Genomic DNA, 16,409 nt, shown 5'->3' on the forward strand with positions numbered 1-16,409 from the left:
CAATGTCCGTGCCCGCAGGCCCCCCAAGCGACGGAACGGCGTGATGAGCAAGACGACCCCGGCAAGCGAAAGCCGCCCCTCCGAGCACGAGCACGATCACGGGGGAACGGACGCGGACGCGCCACGCAGTGTCGGTGGGAGCCGTGCGTTCGCGCTGCTTCTGGTGATCACGGGTGCGGCGGGCCTCCTTGCGGCGTGGGTCATCACGCTGGACAAGTTCAAGCTCCTTGAGGACCCGGACTTCACGCCGGGGTGCAGCCTCAATCCGGTGGTCTCCTGCGGCAACATCATGACCAGCGACCAGGCATCGGTGTTCGGCTTCCCGAACCCGATGCTGGGCCTGGCCGCGTACGCCGCCGTGATCTGTGTCGGCATGAGCCTGCTGGGCCGCGCGCGTTTCCCGCGCTGGTACTGGCTGACGCTGAACGCGGGCACGCTCTTCGGGGTCGGCTTCTGCACGTGGCTCCAGTACCAGTCGCTGTACGAGATCAACTCGCTGTGCCTGTGGTGCTGCCTGGCCTGGGTCGCCACGATCATCATGTTCTGGTACGTCACGTCGTTCAACATCCGCAAGGGCTTCCTGCCCGCGCCCTCCTGGCTGCGTACGTTCTTCAGCGAGTTCACCTGGGTGCTTCCGGTGCTGCACATCGGCATCATCGGCATGCTGATCCTCACGCGCTGGTGGGACTTCTGGACCAGCTGACAGCCGCACTCGCGCGGGCCGCGTTGTCAGTGGGCTGACGTAGGGTTCGATTCGTGGAGCCCGACCTGTTCACCGCAGCTGCCGAGGACCGCCAGGAGAAGGACCCTTCGACGAGTCCCCTGGCCGTCCGGATGCGCCCGCGCACCCTCGAAGAAGTCGTCGGCCAGCAGCATCTGCTGAAGCAGGGCTCGCCCCTGCGCAGGCTGGTCGGCGAGGGCGGCGGAGGACCGGCGGGCCCCTCGTCGGTGTTCCTGTGGGGACCGCCGGGCATCGGCAAGACGACCCTTGCGTACGTGGTCTCGAAGGCCACGAACAAGCGCTTCGTGGAGCTCTCCGCGATCACCGCGGGCGTCAAGGAAGTCCGCGCGGTCATCGAGGGCGCCCGGCGCGCGATGGGCGGCCACGGCAAGGAGACCGTCCTCTTCCTGGACGAGATCCACCGCTTCAGCAAGGCCCAGCAGGACTCCCTGCTGCCCGCCGTCGAGAACCGCTGGGTGACGCTCATCGCGGCGACGACCGAGAACCCGTACTTCTCGATCATCTCCCCGCTCCTGTCCCGCTCCCTCCTCCTCACCCTCGAACCCCTCACGGACGACGACCTGCGCGGCCTGCTGCGGCGGGCGCTCACCGAGGAGCGGGGCCTCGGCGGCGCCGTGGAGCTGCCCGAGGACACCGAGGAGCATCTCCTGCGGATCTCCGGCGGCGACGCCAGGCGCGCGCTCACCGCCCTGGAGGCCGGCGCGGGCTCGGCCCTCGCCAAGGGCGAGAAGACGATCACCCTCCAGACCTTGGAGGAGTCGGTCGACCGCGCCGCCGTGAAGTACGACCGCGACGGCGACCAGCACTACGACGTCGCGAGCGCCCTGATCAAGTCCATCCGCGGTTCGGACGTGGACGCGGCCCTGCACTATCTGGCCCGGATGATCGAGGCGGGCGAGGACCCCCGCTTCATCGCCCGCCGCCTGATGATCTCCGCGAGCGAGGACATCGGCCTCGCCGACCCCACGGCCCTGCCCACGGCGGTCGCGGCCGCCCAGGCCGTCGCCATGATCGGCTTCCCGGAGGCCGCGCTCACCCTCAGCCACGCGACGATCGCGCTCGCCCTGGCCCCGAAGTCGAACGCCGCGACGATCGCCATCCAGTCCGCCCAGGCCGACGTCCGCGCGGGCCTCGCGGGCCCCGTCCCGCCCCACCTGCGCGACGGGCACTACAAGGGAGCGGCCAAGCTCGGCCACGCCCAGGGCTATGTGTATCCGCACGACGTACCGGGCGCGATCGCGGCCCAGCAGTACGCACCGGACACCGTCGCGGCCAAGCGTTACTACCAGCCCACGCGCTATGGAGCCGAGGCGAGGTACGCCGACGTGGTCGAGCGGGTGCGCGAGCGCCTCAAGGGCGAGTAGCCCCACCCCTCCCCACCTCTTCGCGGCCCACTCCGGCCCGCGGCTGAGGCACCCCCCGCCACCCGGTACACTTGCCCGAAGTGCTGCGTCCTGTGTCCGGTCTCGTACCGGCACCACCAGAACGGGACATCCAGCCGGAGCCCCGGACCTCACCGTCCAGGGATCTCCAGGAGCGTCGCGCACCGTCGAAGGTGTCGCGGGCAGCCCACCACCATCTCGTACTCCGGGAAGCGGTCGGTGGGCCACTCGCGTGCTGCACATAGTGCCCAGACCAGGGAGCGGCTGCCCGCCGGATCCAGAACCACCGGATCCGATGGGTTTCCCAGGCTGCGGATTGCGACCTCCCCTAACCCTGGTGAAGCCGATTTCACAATGAACAGAGAGGTTGGTTCATGCCGAACCAGTCCCGCCCCAAGGTCAAGAAGTCGCGTGCCCTCGGCATCGCGCTGACCCCGAAGGCCGTCAAGTACTTCGAGGCCCGCCCCTACCCGCCGGGCGAGCACGGCCGTGGGCGCAAGCAGAACTCGGACTACAAGGTCCGTCTGCTCGAGAAGCAGCGTCTGCGCGCGCAGTACGACATCAGCGAGAAGCAGATGGCCCGTGCCTACGACCGCGCCAAGAAGGCCGAAGGCAAGACCGGCGAGGCCCTGGTCATCGAGCTCGAGCGCCGTCTCGACGCCCTGATCCTGCGTTCGGGCATCGCCCGCACGATCTACCAGGCCCGTCAGATGGTCAGCCACGGCCACATCGAGGTCAACGGCGGCAAGGTCGACAAGCCGTCGTTCCGCGTCCGTCCCGACGACGTCGTGATGGTCCGCGAGCGCAGCCGCGAGAAGCCGCTGTTCCAGGTCTCCCGTGAGGGCGGCTTCGCCCCCGACGGCGAGATCCCGCGTTACCTCCAGGTCAACCTGAAGGCCCTGGCCTTCCGTCTGGACCGTGACCCGAACCGCAAGGAGATCCCCGTGATCTGCGACGAGCAGCTCGTCGTCGAGTACTACGCCCGCTGACCCGGACGTAGCTCTCCCTGCTTCAGCCCGTCGCCCGCCCTCCCTTCGTGGTGGGGCAGGCGGCGGGTTTTTGCGTTGCTCCTGGAGCCGGCGCCCAGAGCACGGGACACCGCCGCGTCCGGGGCGAGACCGGCCCCGACGGCCACGCACTCCTCGTACCGCGCGTCGCCCAGCTGCTCGCGGGCCTGCGACTCGCACAGCGCGTGCGGCCTGCCGAAGTGCCCGGAGCCGAACAGCGGGAGGCCCACCGAGGGCCAGATACGGGACGCGGCGCCCTGTAGGACGGCGGCCTCAGCCGGGTCACCCTCCACCGCGGTGAACAGGGCGAGCAGCTCGATCGCGAGCACCGTACCGAGCAGATCGTGGAACGCGTGGTCCAGCGCCAGGCACCGCATCACCAGGTCACGGGCGGTCGCCGCCTCGCCCCGCGTCCAGGCCGCGAAGCCGAGGACATAGAGGGCGTACGCGAGAGTCCAGCGCTCGCCGTGGTCCTCGCAGACCTGGCGTACGTCCTCGCAGAGCTCCACCGCGTCGGCGAGCTCCCCGCGGAAGGCCAGGGCCATCGCCAGCTCGACCTGGCCCATCAGGACGTTGCTGTTCAGCTCGCCGATCTCGCGGTACTGCGCGAGAGCCGAGCGCAGCAAGGTTTCGGCGCGCTCCATGTCGTCGGCGAGGAGCGCGAGGCAGCCGATGCGGTGCACGGCGTACGCCGTCGCGATGGCGCTGCCGGTACGTTCCGCCTCGTCCTTGCACTCCTGGAGTGCGGCGAGCGCGGCGACCGTGTCGCCCTGGAGGACCGCGACGTAGCCGAGCACCCACAGCGCCTTGAGGCGCGATTCGTCGTGGCCGCCGTCCAGTTCGAGGGCGCGGTCGAGCCAGTGCCGCCCCTCCGCGAGCCGCCCGCAGCCCACCCAGTAGAACCACAGACTGCCCGCCAGATACTGGCCCAGATGCGTCTCGTCCGGCTCGGTCAGGCAGTACTCCAACGCGCCCCGCAGATTGGGCAGTTCACAGTCGACGAGCTCGGCGACCCGCGCCTGGCGCGGCGAGAACCAGTCCAGCTCGCACCAGGTGGCGAGCCCCATGTACCAGTCGCGGTGTCTGCGCCGCATCCGCGCGGCGTCGCCGGTCGCCTCCAGCCAGTCGGCGCCGTACGCCCGGACCGTGTCGAGCATGCGGTAGCGGACGCCCGTCGGCCCTTCCTCACGCGTCACGACGGACTGCGCGAGCAGCTCGCCGAGTACGTCGAGGACGTCGTCGGCGTGCAGTCCGTCGCCGCTGCAGATGTACTCGGCCGCCTCCAGGTCGAAAGGCCCGCAGAACACCGAGAGCCGCGCCCACAGCAGGCGCTCGCTCGCCGTGCACAGCTCATGGCTCCAGCCGATGGCCGTCCGCAGGGTCTGATGCCGCGGCGGCACATCGCGCCGCGTCCCGGTGAGCAGCGCGAAGCGGTTGTCGAGCCGGGCAAGGAGCTGTGCGGGCGAGAGCGCCCGCAGCCTCCCCGCCGCCAGCTCGACGGCCAGCGGGATCCCGTCCAGGCGGCGGCACAGCTCCGCCACGTCGGCTTCGTTCTCCTCGTCCAGGGCGAACCCGGGGAGCCCGGCCGCCGCACGGTCGGCGAACAGCACGGCCGCGTCCTCGGTGGGCAGCGGCGCGAGCGGGAAGATCCGCTCGCCACAGGTGTCGAGCGGCCGGCGCCCCGCCGCGAGCACGCGGAGCCCGGGGGAGTGGTGCAGCAGATCCCCCACCAGCGAGGCGCACGCCTCCACCAGGTGCTCGAACCCGTCGACGACGAGGAGGACTTCCCGCTCCGCGAGATGGTCGAGCAGCACCTCGCGCGGCGCGCGGTGGGTGTGATCCGTCAGACGCAGGGCGTCGGCGACGGCGTGCTCCACCAGATCGGGATCCCTGACCCCGGCGAGCTCCACCAGCCAGGCACCGCCCCGCGGCGCGGTGCCGCAGGCCGCCCGGAGGGCGAGGCGCGACTTCCCGACACCGCCGACGCCGGTCACCGTGACCAGGCGTCCGGCCTCCAACGCGGCGGCGAGAGAGGCGAGTTCGGCGGTGCGTCCGACGAAGGCGTTGAGCTCCAGAGGGAGGTTGCCGGGTCTCGGCGGGCGGGCGGGGGAGTCGTACCGACGGTTACCGGTGCCCTGATCGCGTCGCATGAGATACGGAGCGTACCCATCCGTAAGCAGTCCGTACAATCACTTCAGGTAACTCCCTTGCCGCTACACGGTAATGCGGTGCGGAGCCTTCGCCCCGGCGCGATAGGGTCGGGGGACGACTTTTCGATGTTCGGGACCGATGTTCAGGGAGCGGTGCACAGTGTCCGGTGGAGAGGTGGCCGGGATCCTGGTGGCCGTCTTCTGGGCGATCCTGGTCTCCTTCCTGGCCGTGGTGCTGGTGAGGCTGGCGCAGACGCTCAGGGCGACCACCAAGCTCGTCGCGGAAGTGACCGAGCAGGCCGTCCCGCTCCTCGCGGACGCCTCTACCGCGGTGCGCTCGGCGCAGACCCAGATCGACCGGGTCGACGCCATCGCGTCGGACGTCCAGGAAGTCACGTCGAACGCCTCGGCGCTCTCCACGACGGTGGCCTCCACCTTCGGCGGGCCCCTCGTCAAGGTCGCCGCGTTCGGCTACGGGGTGCGCAGGGCCCTGGGCCGCAAGGCAGGACCCGAATCAACCAATGTGCCCCCGGCGCCCGCCCGACGTACCGTGATCGTGGGGCGCACCGTCCCCTCCGCGCGGCGGCGGGGCAAGCGGAAGAAGGACTGACGCAGCGATGTTCCGCCGTACGTTCTGGTTCACCGCGGGCGCCGCTGCCGGTGTGTGGGCCACCACCAAGGTCAACCGCAAGATCAAGCAACTGACCCCCGAAAGCCTCGCGGCGCAGGCCGCGAACAAGGCGGTCGAGGCGGGTCACAAGCTCAAGGACTTCGCTCTCGACGTCCGCGACGGCATGGCCCAGCGCGAGGCCGAACTGGGCGAGGCCCTCGGCCTCGAAGCCCCGGTCGACCCCGAACTGCCCGGGCAGCGCCGCGTGGTCGTGGCCATCGAGAACGGCAGAACCAGCAAGTCAAGCAAGACCGACAAGAACAAGCAGGGCAAGTACCTCTCGAAGTCGAAGTACTCGTACAACCGGAATGAGGACCACTGATGGAGTCGGCCGAGATTCGCCGCCGCTGGCTGAGCTTCTTCGAGGAGCGCGGGCACACCGTCGTCCCTTCGGCGTCGCTCATCGCGGACGACCCGACTCTGCTCCTCGTCCCCGCGGGCATGGTGCCCTTCAAGCCCTACTTCCTGGGTGAGGTCAAGCCGCAGTTCTCGCGCGCCACTAGCGTGCAGAAGTGCGTGCGTACGCCCGACATCGAAGAGGTCGGCAAGACCACGCGGCACGGCACGTTCTTCCAGATGTGCGGCAACTTCTCCTTCGGTGACTACTTCAAGGAAGGCGCCATCAAGTACGCCTGGGAGCTGCTCACCAGCTCCGTGGCGGACGGTGGCTACGGCCTCGACCCCGAGCGCCTGTGGGTGACGGTCTACCTCGACGACGACGAGGCCGAGACCATCTGGCGCGAGAAGGTGGGCGTCCCCGCCGAGCGCATCCAGCGCCTGGGCAAGAAGGACAACTACTGGTCCATGGGTGTCCCCGGACCCTGTGGCCCCTGCTCCGAGATCAACTACGACCGCGGCCCCGAGTTCGGCGTCGAGGGCGGCCCCGCCGTCAACGACGAGCGCTACGTGGAGATCTGGAACCTGGTCTTCATGCAGTACGAGCGCGGCGAGGGCACCTCGAAGGAGGACTTCGAGATCCTCGGCGAGCTGCCCAGCAAGAACATCGACACCGGCCTCGGCCTCGAACGTCTCGCCATGATCCTTCAGGGCGTACAGAACATGTACGAGACCGACACCCTGCGCGTCGTCATGGACAAGGCCACCGAGCTGACCGGCGTCCGGTACGGCGCCGAGCAGGGCTCGGACGTCTCCCTGCGCGTGGTCGCCGACCACATGCGTACGTCCGTGATGCTCATCGGCGACGGCGTCACGCCCGGCAACGAAGGCCGTGGCTACGTCCTGCGCCGCATCATGCGCCGCGCCATCCGCAACATGCGTCTGATGGGCGCCACGGGCCCGGTCGTCCACGAGCTCGTCGACACGGTCATCAAGTCGATGGGCGAGCAGTACCCCGAGCTCCGATCCGACCGCAAGCGCATCGAGACCGTAGCCCTCGCCGAAGAGGCCGCCTTCCTCAAGGCCCTCAAGGGCGGCACGAACATCCTCGACACCGCCGTCACCGAGACCAAGGCCGCAGGCGGCAAGGTCCTCGCCGGCGACAAGGCGTTCCTGCTGCACGACACGTGGGGCTTCCCGATCGACCTCACCCTGGAGATGGCCGCCGAACAGGGCCTGACCGTGGACGAGGACGGCTTCCGGCGCCTGATGAAGGAGCAGCGGGAGCGTGCCAAGGCCGACGCCCAGGCCAAGAAGACCGGCCACGCGAACCTCGGCGCCTACCGCGAGATCGTCGACGCCTCGGGAGCCACGGACTTCACCGGCTACACCCTCACCGAGAACGAGGCCGTGATCGTGGGCCTCCTGGTCGACGGCGTCTCGTCCCCCGCCGCCCGCGAGGGCGACGAGGTCGAGGTCGTCCTCGACCGCACCCCCTTCTACGCCGAGGGCGGCGGCCAGATCGCCGACTCCGGCCGGATCCGCCTGGACAACGGCGCCGTCGTCGAGATCCGTGACGTGCAGAAGCCGGTGCCCGGCGTGCACGTCCACAAGGGTGTCGTCCAGGTCGGCGAGATCACCGTCGGCGACCAGGTGTGGGCCTCGATCGACGTGCACCGCCGCCGCGCCATCGCCCGCGCGCACTCCGCCACGCACCTCACGCACCAGGCGCTGCGCGACGCGCTCGGCCCGACGGCCGCCCAGGCAGGTTCCGAGAACCAGCCGGGCCGATTCCGCTTCGACTTCGGCTCCCCGTCGGCCGTTCCCACGGCCGTCATGACGGACGTCGAGCAGAAGATCAACGAAGTCCTCGCCCATGAACTCGACGTACAGGCCGAGGTCATGTCGATCGACGAGGCCAAGAAGCAGGGCGCCATCGCCGAGTTCGGCGAGAAGTACGGCGAGCGGGTCCGCGTGGTCACCATCGGCGACTTCTCCAAGGAGCTGTGCGGCGGCACCCACGTCCACAACACTGCCCAGCTGGGCCTGGTGAAGCTGCTCGGCGAATCGTCCATCGGCTCCGGCGTGCGCCGCATCGAGGCCCTGGTCGGCGTCGACGCGTACAACTTCCTCGCCAAGGAGCACACGGTCGTCGCCCAGCTCCAGGAGCTGGTCAAGGGCCGCTCCGAGGAGCTGCCCGAGAAGGTCTCCGCCATGCTCGGCAAGCTGAAGGACGCCGAGAAGGAGATCGAGAAGTTCCGCGCGGAGAAGGTCCTCCAGGCCGCCGCCGGTCTCGTCGAGTCCGCCAAGGACGTACGAGGCGTCGCGCTCGCCACCGGCCAGGTGCCGGACGGCACGGGCGCCGACGACCTGCGCAAGCTGGTCCTCGACGTACGGCACCGCATCCCGGGCGACCGCCCGGCGGTGGTGGCCCTGTTCACGACGGCCAACGGCCGCCCGCTGACGGTCATCGCCACGAACGAAGCCGCCCGCGAGCGCGGCCTCAAGGCCGGCGACCTCGTCCGTACGGCCGCCAAGACCCTCGGCGGCGGTGGCGGCGGCAAGCCGGACGTCGCCCAGGGCGGCGGCCAGAACCCCGCGGCCATCGGGGACGCCATGGCCGCCGTCGAGCGCCTCGTCGCCGAGACGGCCTGATGGACGACTCCGCGGGGGGCATGCGCAGGGGCCGGCGTCTGGCCATCGACGTCGGTGACGCCCGGATCGGGGTCGCGTCGTGCGACCCCGACGGGATCCTCGCCACGCCGGTGGAGACGGTGCCGGGACGCGATGTCCCGGCCGCCCAGCGCCGGTTGAAGCAGCTCGTCGACGAGTACGAACCGATCGAGATCGTCGTCGGTCTCCCTCGCTCCCTCAAGGGGGGCGAGGGCCCGGCGGCCGTCAAGGTTCGTGCCTTCACCCAGGACCTCGCGCGCTTGGTGGCGCCCATTCCGGTGAGGCTCCTGGACGAGAGGATGACCACAGTGACGGCCAGTCAGGGGCTGCGCGCCTCGGGCGTGAAGTCCAAAAAGGGCAGGTCTGTCATCGATCAGGCGGCGGCCGTCATCATCCTTCAGCAGGCACTGGAGTCCGAACGGGCGTCAGGTAAAGCTCCGGGCGAGGGCGTCGAAGTGGTCATCTGATCGCGATACGGTAACGTTCCGCGCGATGCGGCGGTGTTCGAACAGCTGCCGCACAGCATCAAGAGGCGGAACGGTTGCCCTCCCACTCAGACGGCGGCCCCGCCTCGCGGCATGTAGGGGATCGATGACTGAGTATGGCCGGGGTCCAGGCTCCGAACCGTGGCATCCCGAGGACCCGTTGTACGGGGACGGCGGATGGGGAGGACAGCAGCCTTCGGGCGGCCAGTCCACCTACGGCGGCCAGGGGCAGTACCACCCTCAGCAGCCGCAGCACCCTCAGCAGCAGGCGCAGTACGACGACTGGAACACGGGCCAGCAGCAGGCCTACGGTCAGCAGGGCCAGCAGCAGTACGGCGGGCCCACCGGCCAGCAGCAGTACAACGGCGCCCCTGGGCAGCAGCAGTACAACGGCGGCTACGACACCGGCCAGCACGGCCAGGTCCCCTACGCCGCCGACCCCGCGGACCCCTACGGCCACCAGCCGGGCGGCTACGGCGCGGAGAGCCCGGACTACTACGGCACGCCCGACGCGTACCCCCCGCCGGAGCCGCCGTCCCGCCGCCGCCCCGAACCGGAGCCGCGGCAGGACTGGGACCCGGGCCCGGACCAGCGCGAGCACGCCTTCTTCTCGGGCGCGGACGACGATGACGAGGACGACGACACTCCGCCGGGGCGCCGCGGGGACCGCCGGGGCGGCCGGGGCGGCAAGAAACCGAAGAAGCGCCGCAGCGGCTGCGCCTGCCTGGTCGTGACGCTGGTCTTCGCCGGTGGTCTCGGCGGGGTCGGCTACTTCGGCTACCAGTTCTACCAGGACCGATTCGGTACGTCGCCGGACTACGCGGGCGAGGGCACCGGCATCGCGACGGTCGACATCCCGAAGGGGGCCGGCGGCTATGTGATCGGCCAGAAACTGAAAGAGGCCGGGGTCGTCAAGAGCGTGGACGCCTTTGTCTCCGCGCAGGCGCAGAACCCCAAGGGCAATACCATTCAGGAAGGCGTCTATGTCCTGAAGAAGGAAATGTCCGCCAAGAGTGCCGTCGAACTGATGCTCAGCCCGAAGAGCCGCAATAACCTCATTATTCCTGAGGGGCGGCGTAATGCGTGGGTCTACTCGCAGATCGACACTCGCCTGGAGCTCGACAAGGGAACGACGGCAGGCGTCGCCAAGAAGGAATGGAAGAGTCTCGGACTTCCGGACTGGGCGAACACCAACAAGGACATCAAGGACCCGCTCGAGGGCTTCCTCTACCCGTCCAGCTATCCGGTCGCCAAGGGCCAGAAGCCGGAGGATGTCCTCAAGAAGATGGTCACCCGCGCCAACGAGAAGTACGACGAGCTGGGCCTCAAGTCGAAGGCCGCTGAGCTGCAGTTGAAGGATCCGCTGCAGGTCCTCACAGTGGCCAGCCTCGTCCAGGCCGAAGGCATGACGCACGACGACTTCAAGAAGATGGCGTCCGTCGTCTACAACCGCCTCAAGACGTCCAACACGGTGACCAACCAGAAGCTCGAGTTCGACTCGACGTACAACTACCTCAAGGGTCAGAGCGAGATCGATATCCCGATTTCGAAGATCCGGAACGATCCCGACCCGTACAACACGTACTTCCACAAGGGCCTCCCGCCGGGGCCGATCGGAAACCCGGGCGACGAGGCGCTGAAGGCCACACTGGCTCCGGACGGTGGTGGTTGGATGTTCTTCATCTCCGTCGACCAGAAGAAGACCCAGTTCACGAAGACGCTGGCTGAGCACGAAAAGCTGGTCGCCAAATTCAATGATCGGCAGAAGAATGGCGACTGAGGCTGGCCGCCGGGCCGCGGTCCTCGGCTCACCCATCGCCCACTCCCTCTCCCCGGTACTGCACCGCGCCGCATACGGGGAGCTGGGTCTTGTCGACTCGACGTATGACCTGTTCGACGTCGACGAGGCGGCCCTGCCCGGGTTCATGAAGGGTCTCGGTCCTGAGTGGGCCGGGCTCTCGCTGACGATGCCGCTCAAGCGCGCGGTGATCCCGCTGCTCGACGAGATCAGCGCGACCGCCGCCTCCGTCGAGGCGGTCAACACCGTCGTCTTCACGGACGACGGCCGCCGCGTCGGCGACAACACCGACATCCCCGGCATGGTCGCCGCCCTCAGGGAACGTGGCATCGAGCAAGTCGAGTCGGCAGCGATCCTCGGCGCGGGCGCCACCGCGTCGTCCGCTCTTGCCGCGCTCGCGCGGATCTGCACGGGCGCGGTCGTCGCGTACGTACGCAGTGAGGCGCGAGCCGCGGAGATGCGGCAGTGGGGCGAGCGGCTCGGGGTGGAGGTGCGGACCGAGGCCTGGGCGGACGCCGAGCAGGCGCTGAGTGCGCCGCTGGTGATCGCCACGACTCCGGCCGGTGCCACCGACGCGCTGTCGGCCGCCGCGCCCGAGCGCCCCGCGACCCTCTTCGACGTCCTGTACGACCCGTGGCCCACCGCTCTGGCGGCCCGCTGGTCCATGTACGGAGGGGCCGTCGTCAGCGGGCTCGATCTTCTCGTGCACCAGGCGGTGCTCCAGGTCGAGCAGATGACAGGGCGTTCGCCCGCGCCGCTGGCAGCGATGCGCAAGGCAGGGGAGCACGCGCTCGAAAAACGCTAAGATCCACCCCGTTCGGCACCGATTACGGGGGAGTGCGGGGTCATGTCGATGGTGAGCGCCATGTCCGGGGTGTCCTTGGCCTCGGGCAAGGGGGACCTCTTCGAGCTCTTCATCAGGTTCCTGCCGTTCAGATTCATGCCCTGGTGGCTGCAGCTGACGGTCATCGCGGTCATCGTCGCGATCGTCGTGGCCGCCTGGACCATCAAGCGCACGCGCAAGATCGCCGCCCGCAGAGCGGCCCGCGCGAAGGCCGACGCGACCGCCGCGGGGTAGCGGGGCCGTCCGTCTTATGGACCGGAGGCCAGGTCCCGCCCCCCGACGTGGGAGGATCGGGGATGGCGGGCCAGGGCCGCGCACCCGGCCGCGCCACGCAGTTCCAGGCGCGAGCATGAGGAGCACCGTTGAGCAGGTTGCGTTGGCTGACCGCGGGAGAGTCCCACGGACCCGCACTTGTCGCGACGCTGGAGGGTCTTCCCGCCGGCGTGCCGATCACCACGGAGATGGTGGCGGACCACCTGGCCCGGCGGCGGCTCGGCTATGGGCGCGGTGCGCGCATGAAATTCGAGCGTGACGAGGTCACCTTCCTGGGCGGCGTCCGGCACGGTCTGACCATGGGCTCGCCGATCGCGATCATGGTGGGCAACACCGAGTGGCCCAAGTGGGAACAGGTCATGGCGGCCGACCCGGTCGACCCCGAGATCCTCGCCGACCTGGCCCGCAACGCCCCGCTGACCCGGCCACGGCCCGGCCACGCCGACCTCGCGGGCATGCAGAAGTACGGCTTCGACGAGGCCCGCCCGATCCTGGAGCGCGCCTCCGCCCGCGAGACCGCGGCCCGCGTCGCGCTCGGCGCGGTCGCCCGCTCGTACCTGAAGGAGACGGCCGGGATCGAGATCGTCAGCCACGTGACCGAGCTGGCGAGCGCCAAGGCTCCGTACGGCGTCTACCCCACCCCCGCCGACGTCGAGAAGCTCGACGGCGACCCGGTGCGCTGCCTCGACGCGGACGCGAGCAAGGCGATGGTCGCCGAGATCGACCAGGCCCACAAGGACGGCGACACCCTGGGGGGTGTGGTCGAAGTACTCGCGTACGGAGTGCCCGTGGGCCTCGGCTCGCACGTGCACTGGGACCGGCGGCTCGACGCGCGGCTCGCCGCCGCGCTCATGGGCATCCAGGCCATCAAGGGCGTCGAGGTCGGCGACGGCTTCGACCTCGCGCGGGTGCCGGGCTCCAAGGCGCACGACGAGATCGTCTCCACCGAGGACGGCATCAAGCGCACCTCCGGCCGCTCCGGCGGCACCGAGGGCGGCCTGACCACCGGTGAACTGCTGCGCGTGCGTGCCGCGATGAAGCCCATCGCGACCGTGCCGCGCGCGCTCGCCACCGTCGACGTCGCCACCGGCGAGGCCACCAAGGCGCACCACCAGCGCTCCGACGTGTGCGCGGTCCCGGCCGCCGGCATCGTCGCCGAGGCGATGGTCGCGCTGACCCTGGCCGACGCCGTCGCCGAGAAGTTCGGCGGCGACAGCGTGCCCGAGACCCGGCGGAACGTGGCGTCGTACCTCGACAACCTCCAGATCCGGTGACCGGCCCGCAGATCGTTCTGGTCGGGCCGATGGGCGTGGGCAAGTCGACGGTGGGCGCGCTGCTCGCCGAGCGCCTCGGCACCGTCTACCGCGACACCGACGCCGACATCGTGGCCGCACAGGGCCGGGAGATCGCGGACATCTTCGTGGACGAGGGTGAGTCGCACTTCCGTGACCTGGAGCGCGATGCCGTGCGTACGGCGCTCGCCGAGCACGAGGGTGTCCTCGCGCTCGGCGGCGGCGCGATCCTCGACGAGACGACCCGCGCGCTCCTTGCCCCGCACCCCGTCGTCTATCTGTCGATGGACGTCGAGGAAGCGGTCAAGCGCACCGGCCTGAACGTCGCGCGCCCCCTGCTCGCGGTCAATCCGCGCAAGCAGTGGCGCGAACTGATGGACGCCCGCCGCCAGTTCTACGCCGAAGTCGCCCGCGCCGTCGTCGCCACCGACGACCGCACCCCCGAAGAGGTCGCCCAGGCGGTCCTCGACGCACTGGAGTTGAAGGAAGCATGACGGAGATGGCTGAGACGGCGGGGCAGACGCCCACCCGTATCCAGGTCGGCGGCACCGCGGGCACCGAGCCGTACGAGGTCCTCGTCGGGCGGCAGCTCCTCGGTGAGCTGCCCGGCCTGATCGGTGAGCGCACCAAGCGCGTCGCGATCATCCACCCCGAGGCGCTCGCCGAGACCGGGGACGCCCTGCGTGAGGACCTGGCAGGACAGGGGTACGAGGTCGTCGCCATCCAGGTGCCGAACGCCGAGGAGGCCAAGACCGCCGAGGTCGCCGCGTACTGCTGGAAGGCCCTCGGCCAGTCCGGCTTCACCCGCAGCGACCTCATCATCGGTGTCGGCGGCGGCGCCACCACCGACCTCGCCGGGTTCGTGGCCGCGACCTGGCTGCGCGGGGTCCGCTGGATCGCCGTGCCGACCACCGTGCTCGGCATGGTGGACGCCGCGGTCGGCGGCAAGACCGGCATCAACACCGCCGAGGGCAAGAACCTGGTGGGCTCCTTCCACCCGCCCACGGGCGTGCTGTGCGACCTGGCCGCGCTCGACTCGCTGCCGGTCAACGACTTCGTGTCGGGCCTCGCGGAGATCATCAAGGCCGGTTTCATCGCCGACCCGGTGATCCTCGAACTGATCGAGGAGGACCCCCAGGCGGCGCGCAGCCCGCAGGGACCGCACACCGCCGAGCTGATCGAGCGCTCCATCAAGGTCAAGGCCGAGGTCGTCTCCGGCGACCTCAAGGAGTCGGGCCTGCGCGAGATCCTCAACTACGGGCACACGCTGGCCCACGCCATCGAGAAGAACGAGCGCTACAAGTGGCGGCACGGCGCCGCCGTCTCCGTGGGCATGGCCTTCGCGGCCGAACTCGGCCGCCTGGCCGGACGCCTTGACGACGCGACAGCCGACCGGCACCGCACCGTCCTGGAGTCGGTCGGTCTGCCCCTGAGCTATCGCTACGACCAGTGGCCCAAGCTCCTGGAGACCATGAAGGTCGACAAGAAGTCCCGCGGTGACCTGCTGCGGTTCATCGTCCTTGACGGCCTCGGCAAGCCGACCGTCCTGGAGGGACCCGACCCCGCGGTGCTGCTCGCCGCGTACGGCGAAGTGGCGAACTAGCGCTCGAAATGCGCTGAATCGGCCCGTCAGAACAAGCCACGGGCACCCTGCGGCCTCCCCGGCCGTTCACACAACGTCGGCCGGGGACGGTACCGTTCGGTAACGGGTGGCCCCGGCCGCCGCCCGACCAGCGTCAGTCGCACGAGACGGAGTGGCACCGGATGCAGCACGCAGTGGGGTCTCCGCTGCCGCCGCCCCATCAGCCGGGGCACGGACCGGCCACCGGCTGGTCCCCGGCCGCACATCACCCGAGCGGTCCGCCGCCGGGTGCAGCGCCGGGCGGCCCACCGCCTCCCGCGCCGGGTTTCGCCGGCGCCCCGCACCCCCCGGGCACGGCCCCCCATCCGCAGGGCCCTGCCCCGCACCCGCATGTCCCGACGCCGCAGCACGTGGCGCCCGGCGCTCCGCACGGCGCCGCCCCCCAGCACAGCCACGCCCCGGCCGCCCCTGTGCCCCCGACCCCGGACACGACCGGCCACATCCAGCTCCCGCCCGGCGGCCCCGTCGCCATGCCGAGCCCCCCTCTCGGCACGGCCCAGGCGGACACCGGCGCCACCACGCTGGCCGTCCTTCTGATCGGCCCCGCGGGCGCGGGCAAGACGAGCGTCGCCAAGTACTGGGCGGAGCACCGCAGGGTGCCCACCGCCCACATCAGCCTCGACGACGTACGGGAATGGGTCCGCTCGGGCTTCGCGGACCCCCAGTCGGGCTGGAACGACCACTCGGAAGCGCAGTACCGCCTGGCCCGCCGCACCTGCGGCTTCGCCGCACGGAACTTCCTGGCCAACGGCATCTCCTGCATCCTCGACGACGCGGTCTTCCCCGACCGCCCGGTCGTCGGCCTCGGTGGCTGGAAGCGCCACGTGGGCCCCGGCCTCCTTCCGGTGGTCCTGCTGCCTGGCCTGGAGATCGTCCTGGAGCGCAACGCCGAGCGCAGCGGCAACCGCCGCCTCACGGACGAGGAAGTGGCCCGCATCCACGGCCGCATGGCCGGCTGGTACGGCTCGGGCCTGCCCATCATCGACAACTCCCAGCTGGACGTGCCCGCCACGGCCCGGGTCCTTGACGACGTCCTCGCCCGCTCCATCGCGAGCCCGCCGCAGTGGTAGGACCGCTCAGTCGGACGCGCTGAACCGGCCGCCTGGCGCCACCGC

General features: G+C 70.2%; 14 protein-coding genes and 1 pseudogene. 14 read left to right on the forward strand and 1 reads right to left on the reverse strand.

All coding sequences use genetic code 11. The features are described from left to right. Positions 1–43 precede the first annotated feature (43 nt). The 3 genes from ACWGI2_RS37170 to rpsD all read left to right on the forward strand — a co-directional run bounded on the left by ACWGI2_RS37170 (position 44) and on the right by rpsD (position 3,113). Complete coding sequence (locus tag ACWGI2_RS37170; protein ID WP_453700253.1) at positions 44–703, forward strand: vitamin K epoxide reductase family protein; 660 nt, start codon at positions 44–46, stop codon at positions 701–703. Between the two features lie 53 nt (positions 704–756). Further along, positions 757–2,106, forward strand: coding sequence for an AAA family ATPase (locus ACWGI2_RS37175; RefSeq protein ID WP_160503780.1), 1,350 nt, complete (start codon positions 757–759; stop codon positions 2,104–2,106). Between the two features lie 392 nt (positions 2,107–2,498). Beyond that, positions 2,499–3,113, forward strand: a complete 615-nt coding sequence (rpsD, locus tag ACWGI2_RS37180; protein WP_160503779.1) for a 30S ribosomal protein S4 — start codon at positions 2,499–2,501, stop codon at positions 3,111–3,113. Positions 3,114–3,135: 22 nt separating this feature from the next. On the opposite strand, the pseudogene ACWGI2_RS37185 reads toward rpsD, so the two are convergent. Then, positions 3,136–5,281: pseudogene (locus ACWGI2_RS37185) on the reverse strand (ATP-binding protein). 139 nt (positions 5,282–5,420) lie between these two features. Here ACWGI2_RS37185 and ACWGI2_RS37190 point away from each other — a divergent pair. The 11 genes from ACWGI2_RS37190 to ACWGI2_RS37240 all read left to right on the forward strand — a co-directional run bounded on the left by ACWGI2_RS37190 (position 5,421) and on the right by ACWGI2_RS37240 (position 16,364). After that, on the forward strand, positions 5,421–5,891 hold the full coding sequence (locus ACWGI2_RS37190; RefSeq protein WP_202121085.1) for a DUF948 domain-containing protein: 471 nt from the start codon (positions 5,421–5,423) through the stop codon (positions 5,889–5,891). 7 nt (positions 5,892–5,898) lie between these two features. Next, positions 5,899–6,273: a DUF6167 family protein gene (locus tag ACWGI2_RS37195; RefSeq protein WP_160503777.1), complete on the forward strand. Its 375-nt coding sequence runs from the start codon at positions 5,899–5,901 to the stop codon at positions 6,271–6,273. Continuing rightward, complete coding sequence (alaS, locus tag ACWGI2_RS37200) at positions 6,273–8,942, forward strand: alanine--tRNA ligase (protein WP_453700254.1); 2,670 nt, start codon at positions 6,273–6,275, stop codon at positions 8,940–8,942. The genes ACWGI2_RS37195 and alaS overlap by 1 nt, the downstream gene beginning before the upstream one ends. A gap of 20 nt (positions 8,943–8,962) precedes the next feature. Further along, a complete protein-coding gene (gene ruvX, locus ACWGI2_RS37205) occupies positions 8,963–9,427 on the forward strand; it encodes a Holliday junction resolvase RuvX (protein WP_160510134.1) in 465 nt (154 codons plus the stop codon). A gap of 124 nt (positions 9,428–9,551) precedes the next feature. Then, on the forward strand, positions 9,552–11,225 hold the full coding sequence (gene mltG, locus ACWGI2_RS37210) for an endolytic transglycosylase MltG (RefSeq protein ID WP_453700255.1): 1,674 nt from the start codon (positions 9,552–9,554) through the stop codon (positions 11,223–11,225). Next, on the forward strand, positions 11,215–12,048 hold the full coding sequence (locus tag ACWGI2_RS37215; protein ID WP_453700257.1) for a shikimate dehydrogenase: 834 nt from the start codon (positions 11,215–11,217) through the stop codon (positions 12,046–12,048). The genes mltG and ACWGI2_RS37215 overlap by 11 nt, the downstream gene beginning before the upstream one ends. A 42-nt stretch (positions 12,049–12,090) precedes the next feature. Then, a complete protein-coding gene (locus ACWGI2_RS37220) occupies positions 12,091–12,321 on the forward strand; it encodes a hypothetical protein (RefSeq protein WP_453700258.1) in 231 nt (76 codons plus the stop codon). 128 nt (positions 12,322–12,449) lie between these two features. Beyond that, the gene (gene aroC / locus ACWGI2_RS37225; protein ID WP_453700259.1) at positions 12,450–13,634 is read left to right on the forward strand and encodes a chorismate synthase; all 1,185 of its coding nucleotides are present in this window, start codon (positions 12,450–12,452) and stop codon (positions 13,632–13,634) included. Beyond that, positions 13,631–14,146, forward strand: a complete 516-nt coding sequence (locus ACWGI2_RS37230; protein WP_453399526.1) for a shikimate kinase — start codon at positions 13,631–13,633, stop codon at positions 14,144–14,146. Before aroC ends, ACWGI2_RS37230 begins: the two co-directional genes overlap by 4 nt. A gap of 5 nt (positions 14,147–14,151) precedes the next feature. Further along, on the forward strand, positions 14,152–15,255 hold the full coding sequence (gene aroB, locus ACWGI2_RS37235) for a 3-dehydroquinate synthase (RefSeq protein ID WP_453399650.1): 1,104 nt from the start codon (positions 14,152–14,154) through the stop codon (positions 15,253–15,255). A 161-nt stretch (positions 15,256–15,416) separates the two neighbouring features. Continuing rightward, entirely contained in the window at positions 15,417–16,364 is a 948-nt protein-coding gene (locus ACWGI2_RS37240) for a Pro-rich N-terminal domain-containing protein (protein ID WP_453399527.1), read from the forward strand. Positions 16,365–16,409: the final 45 nt, after the last annotated feature.

It is taken from the genome of Streptomyces sp. NPDC054866 (genome assembly GCF_053610745.1).

What these genes read in the sequence shown, in the direction of transcription:
- ACWGI2_RS37170 (WP_453700253.1), top strand. Translation starts at nt 44, where the DNA reads ATGAGCAAGACGACCCCGGCAAGCGAAAGCCGCCCCTCCGAGCACGAG.
- rpsD (WP_160503779.1), top strand. Translation starts at nt 2,499, where the DNA reads ATGCCGAACCAGTCCCGCCCCAAGGTCAAGAAGTCGCGTGCCCTCGGC.
- ACWGI2_RS37190 (WP_202121085.1), top strand. Translation starts at nt 5,421, where the DNA reads ATGTTCAGGGAGCGGTGCACAGTGTCCGGTGGAGAGGTGGCCGGGATC.
- ACWGI2_RS37195 (WP_160503777.1), top strand. Translation starts at nt 5,899, where the DNA reads ATGTTCCGCCGTACGTTCTGGTTCACCGCGGGCGCCGCTGCCGGTGTG.
- alaS (WP_453700254.1), top strand. Translation starts at nt 6,273, where the DNA reads ATGGAGTCGGCCGAGATTCGCCGCCGCTGGCTGAGCTTCTTCGAGGAG.
- ruvX (WP_160510134.1), top strand. Translation starts at nt 8,963, where the DNA reads ATGCGCAGGGGCCGGCGTCTGGCCATCGACGTCGGTGACGCCCGGATC.
- mltG (WP_453700255.1), top strand. Translation starts at nt 9,552, where the DNA reads ATGACTGAGTATGGCCGGGGTCCAGGCTCCGAACCGTGGCATCCCGAG.
- ACWGI2_RS37215 (WP_453700257.1), top strand. Translation starts at nt 11,215, where the DNA reads ATGGCGACTGAGGCTGGCCGCCGGGCCGCGGTCCTCGGCTCACCCATC.
- ACWGI2_RS37220 (WP_453700258.1), top strand. Translation starts at nt 12,091, where the DNA reads ATGTCGATGGTGAGCGCCATGTCCGGGGTGTCCTTGGCCTCGGGCAAG.
- aroB (WP_453399650.1), top strand. Translation starts at nt 14,152, where the DNA reads ATGGCTGAGACGGCGGGGCAGACGCCCACCCGTATCCAGGTCGGCGGC.
- ACWGI2_RS37240 (WP_453399527.1), top strand. Translation starts at nt 15,417, where the DNA reads ATGCAGCACGCAGTGGGGTCTCCGCTGCCGCCGCCCCATCAGCCGGGG.